The organism is Collinsella sp. D33t1_170424_A12 (assembly GCF_015554865.1).
GTDB lineage: Bacteria > Actinomycetota > Coriobacteriia > Coriobacteriales > Coriobacteriaceae > Collinsella.
Window position 1 is genome coordinate 1 of the sequence record NZ_JADNJJ010000091.1, and the last position, 4,184, is coordinate 4,184.

6 protein-coding genes are annotated in these 4,184 nt (G+C 67.8%); all 6 read right to left on the reverse strand.

The features are described from left to right. Nucleotides 1-296, reverse strand: a 296-nt coding sequence (locus tag I2E26_RS04130; protein WP_195419710.1) for a DUF4125 family protein, incomplete at its 3' end; no start/stop codon positions are given. A gap of 18 nt (nucleotides 297-314) precedes the next feature. Next, the gene (locus tag I2E26_RS04135; RefSeq protein ID WP_195419711.1) at nucleotides 315-1,247 is read right to left on the reverse strand and encodes a DUF4037 domain-containing protein; all 933 of its coding nucleotides are present in this window, start codon (nucleotides 1,245-1,247) and stop codon (nucleotides 315-317) included. After that, nucleotides 1,244-2,071, reverse strand: coding sequence for a tetratricopeptide repeat protein (locus I2E26_RS04140; RefSeq protein ID WP_195419712.1), 828 nt, complete (start codon nucleotides 2,069-2,071; stop codon nucleotides 1,244-1,246). The genes I2E26_RS04135 and I2E26_RS04140 overlap by 4 nt, the downstream gene beginning before the upstream one ends. A 2-nt stretch (nucleotides 2,072-2,073) precedes the next feature. Next, nucleotides 2,074-2,340 carry a BMC domain-containing protein gene (locus I2E26_RS04145; RefSeq protein ID WP_009140771.1) on the reverse strand — a complete coding sequence of 89 codons (267 nt, stop codon included), beginning with the start codon at nucleotides 2,338-2,340 and terminating at the stop codon, nucleotides 2,074-2,076. 52 nt (nucleotides 2,341-2,392) lie between these two features. Next, complete coding sequence (locus tag I2E26_RS04150) at nucleotides 2,393-4,003, reverse strand: acetaldehyde dehydrogenase (acetylating) (protein ID WP_195419713.1); 1,611 nt, start codon at nucleotides 4,001-4,003, stop codon at nucleotides 2,393-2,395. Between the two features lie 46 nt (nucleotides 4,004-4,049). Further along, a partial coding sequence (locus I2E26_RS04155) for a BMC domain-containing protein (RefSeq protein WP_195419714.1) occupies nucleotides 4,050-4,184 on the reverse strand: 135 nt, incomplete at its 5' end.

Below are 4,184 nucleotides of genomic sequence, written 5' to 3' on the forward strand. Positions count from 1 at the left end.
CGCAGGGAGCGCGCATCCGCGAGCGCCCGATGCGCGAACTCGGCAGGAAACGCCAGGTACTGCGCTAGTCGGTACATGAAGAAGGAACGCGCGTCGTCCTGGCAGGAAGCGCGCCCCTCGAGGCCCTCGACCTCGTCGAACAGCTCCCACTCAAGCTCCACGAGCGCGCGGATCGCCGCGGCGTCGGCCGGAGCCGCGCCATGGCGCTCGAGCAGCGCGCGCACGCCCGGCGCATCGAAGTACGCATCGACGCGGGCGCGCCCGGCACACGGGCACGTCGCACCACCCTGCTTCATCGAACACCCCTTCATCCGCTACGAATACGAACCCGCCGCCACGGGAAGCGACGCCAGATAGGGATCGTCGATCCCCTGGCAGACCTCCATCGCGATGGCCAATAAGAAATCATCCTCGCCATGCGCCCAGCCCAGTCGCCGGACGGTCTGGGCCACCAGCCGGCACAGCAGCTCGACGCGTTCCTGGGGCAGCTCGCCCACCGCGGCGCCGGCTATGAACTCAAGGTTCTGGACAACCGGGGCGGGAACGCGGACGCGCTCGCGCAGCGAGGAGAACGACCACTTGTAGAATGGCATGTATACCCTACCAAAAAGGTGCATTACAGCCATCGTCGAAGTGACGAACTGCGATCGCGCTGCATTCGCCGCGACAAGATCATGGCGGCGAATGCAGCGCGGCAGGTTGTACTGGCCCGCCTGGGCCATGGCCGCGCACTCGGCGGCGACCTTCTTGCGAATCACCTGCTCGGGATAGAACGACTGATACGCGCCGCGTCGACACGCCATAACGCCGGCGGGATCGAAGAAGACCGATCCGGCGGTGTACTCGGCGAGGAGCTGCTGCGGGATGAACAGCCACTCGCGCGAGGTTTCGGGAGCTCGATCGAGACCCGTATAGCGCAGGCGGAACGCATCGGCATCGAACACGCCCACGCGCTGCCCGGACAGCGGCGTGGCCACGCGCCGATACCCACGGAACTCGGCGGGGAGCGCATCGTAGCGGCGCTGCAGCTCGGCGCCGTACGCCGCGAAATCGGCAGGCTCGAGCCAGATGCAGAAACCGGGGCCGAAGTCGTGGTCGCGCGAGATCTCGTCGTCGAAGCCCAGGCACTCCGAACCGGGACCGACGAGCCCCAGGGCGCAGCGCTGCATGAGGCCGGCGGGCATGCCGTCGAACAACGACTCCGCGTACGCGTCGCAGTACGCGCGCGCAAGCTCCAGTCCCTTCATCGACGACCTCCCTCGCCATCGGCCAGGCGCCGCATGCGCCGGCCTTCCCCTTCCAAGCGCTCCACCATGGGAGACGCACCCACCTTGTCGCGCAGCAGCGCGGCCGCACGGGCCATATGGTCGGCAGCCCGCGCGTAGTCACCCATGAGATAGGCGACGCTCGCCGAACACGCATAGGCGTTGGGACGGTGGATGTCCCGTCCGCCCGACAGCGTCTCGAAGGCGTCCAGCGCGGCGTCGACCACGCGGCGCGCCTCGGGGAGACGCCCTTCCTTCACGAGGATCTGCGCAAGCGATACCTGCGTCACCGTGCGCTTGTCCTCCTTGCACCCAACCTCGTCGAGCAGCGAGATCGCACGGCGTAGATCGCGGCGGGCACGAGCGAAATCGCCCAGCTCGCGCAAGGCGGCAGCGCGGTTGTTGCAGATCGCCGAACGCTGATAGGCCGTATCGGCGCCCACGCCCGCCAAGGATTCGGCACGATCGAACAGCTCGATGGCGCCCGCATAGCGCCCCTGGGCCACCAGCACGTCGCCCTTGTTGACGAGCAGGTTGACCAGGGACCCCGGCTGCGAGGCCCGGTTGCGGCCATGCGCGCGCAAGGCCTCGTCGTAGAGGTCCTCGGCCATCGCGAGGTTTCCGCGCACGCGCTCGACGCCGCCCAGCTCGCTCGCCACCGCGGCTATCGCCAGGTCGTCGCCGCCCCGGCGCGCGGCGACGAGCGCATCCGCCAGATAACGGTGCACGTCGTCGCCGCGGCCGTCGCGGTAGAGACCATCGACCCGGTCGTAAAACGCATGGAGGTCGAACGCCCCGTCGCCCATCGCTAGGGCAGGATCTTCTCGATCTCGGAAGCGGGACGCGGGATCACGTGGACCGAGCGCAGCTCGCCCACGCGCTGGGCGGCGGCAGCGCCCGCGTCCGTGGCGGCCTTGACGGCGGCCACGTCGCCGCGCACGAACGTGGTCACGATGCCCGCGCCCACGTTGACCTTGCCAACCAGGCGGACGTCGGCCGCCTTGACCATCGCATCGCTGGCCTCGACGACGCCCACGGCGCCGTACGTCTCGACCATACCCAATGCCTCGTTCATCTTGGTTCCTCCTCAATGCGCTCGCACGAGCGCGTAGATGCACGTTATACGACTAGACGCCCTTGAAGGCGTTTACGAGCTCCTCGACCATGCGCTTGAGTTCGTCGGCGTCGATGACGTCGGACTTGCGCTCGGCCTCGGTGGCGCAGCTGGACGCGCTCGGGGCGCAGCAGCCGCAGCCGGCGGAGTAGGTGATGCCCGACACCGGATGCGGCTCGGCGGCCGCAGGGGCGGGCGCGGCGCAGGCACCGTGCTTGCGCGCGAGCTCGGGATGGTACTTCGCGAACAGCTCGTCATGGGCCACCAGCTCGTCGGGCTCGATCAGGCCGTTGGCGATGCGCTTGATGTTGATCAGGTGCTCGGGGCCGACGTTCTCGGAGATGGAGCTACCGCCCCAGGTGCCGCAGCCCAGCGTGAGCGCGATATCCAGGCCGGTGGTAAGGCCGGTGCCGCCCTGGGTGCCGCCCGTGTTGATAAGGATGCGGGAGGCGGGCTTGATCGAGAACTTGCGAACGATGTCCTTGCTCTCGGTATGGATGCTCATCGTGTGGCCGATGCCGTTTTGAAGCAGGGCGATGGACAGGTCGCAGGCCTCTTCCCAGTTCTCGACGGTGTAGAACGCCAGCACGCTGGTGAGCTTCTCGTAGGACAGCGGCCAGGCGTCGCCCACGCCGTGCTGCTCGCCGATGAGCACGCGGGTGCCGGCGGGAATGGAGATGCCGGCGGCGTCGGCGATGACCTGCGCGGAGCGGCCCACGAACTTGGGGCTCATGGCATGGCCGTTGCGGAACAGCAGGTTACAGACCTTGCGGCACTCGTCCTCGCTGAGGAAGTACGCGCCCTGGCGCGTGAACTCGGCCACCACGGCATCGCGGTTGCAGGTCTCGCAGATGACGCTCTGCTCGGAGGCGCAGATGGTGCCGTTGTCGAAGGTCTTGGACGCCATGATGCGGCGGACCGCCGCGGGCACGTCGGCCGTGCGCTCGATGTAGGCGGGCGAGTTGCCGGCGCCCACGCCCAGCGCGGGCTTACCCGAGCTGTAGGCGGCCTTCACCATGCCGGGGCCGCCGGTGGCGATGATCATCGCGACCTCGGGCGAATGCATGAGCTCGTTGGTGGCGGCCATCGTAGACAGCGAGATGCCCTGGATGACGTTCTCGGGGGCGCCCGCCTCGACGGCGGCGTCGTTCATGAGCTTGATGGCCATGGCCGTGCACTTCGCAGCGGCCGGATGCGGCGAGAAGACGATGGCGTTGCGCGCCTTGATGGCAATCATCGACTTGTAGAGCACCGTAGACGTGGGGTTGGTGGACGGGACGATGCCCATCAGCAGGCCCACGGGCTCCGCCAGGACGATCGTCTGCTTCTTCTCGTCCACCTCGATGATGCCGATGGTCTTCTTGTCGCGGATCTGCTCGTAGAGCAGGCCCGAGGCCATATGGTTCTTGTAGACCTTATCGCAGACCACGCCGAAGCCGGTCTCCTCGACGGCCATCTGGGCGAGCACCTCGGCGTTGGCCTCGGCCGCCTCGACCATGTTGCGCAGGATGCGATCGATTTGCTCCTCGCTGAAATGGGCGATCTGGTTCGCAGCGACCTTGCCGCGGCGAGCGAGCTCGCGAGCGGCCTGGATGCTCTGAAGATCGAAATCAAATTCCTGCATCGTGCCTCCTTTCAATCACGCGATGCCTGATGGCAGGTGCGCGTCGTTACTTGGAAGCGGGCAGGATGGTCTCGACGGAGCCGTCGGGACGCGGGATCACGTGCACGGAGAGCAGCTCGCCCACGCGCTGGGCCGCGGCCGCGCCGGCGTCCGTGGCGGCCTTGACCGCGCCCACGTCGCC

What these genes read in the sequence shown, in the direction of transcription:
- I2E26_RS04135 (WP_195419711.1), bottom strand. Translation starts at nt 1,247, where the DNA reads ATGAAGGGACTGGAGCTTGCGCGCGCGTACTGCGACGCGTACGCGGAG.
- I2E26_RS04140 (WP_195419712.1), bottom strand. Translation starts at nt 2,071, where the DNA reads ATGGGCGACGGGGCGTTCGACCTCCATGCGTTTTACGACCGGGTCGAT.
- I2E26_RS04145 (WP_009140771.1), bottom strand. Translation starts at nt 2,340, where the DNA reads ATGAACGAGGCATTGGGTATGGTCGAGACGTACGGCGCCGTGGGCGTC.
- I2E26_RS04150 (WP_195419713.1), bottom strand. Translation starts at nt 4,003, where the DNA reads ATGCAGGAATTTGATTTCGATCTTCAGAGCATCCAGGCCGCTCGCGAG.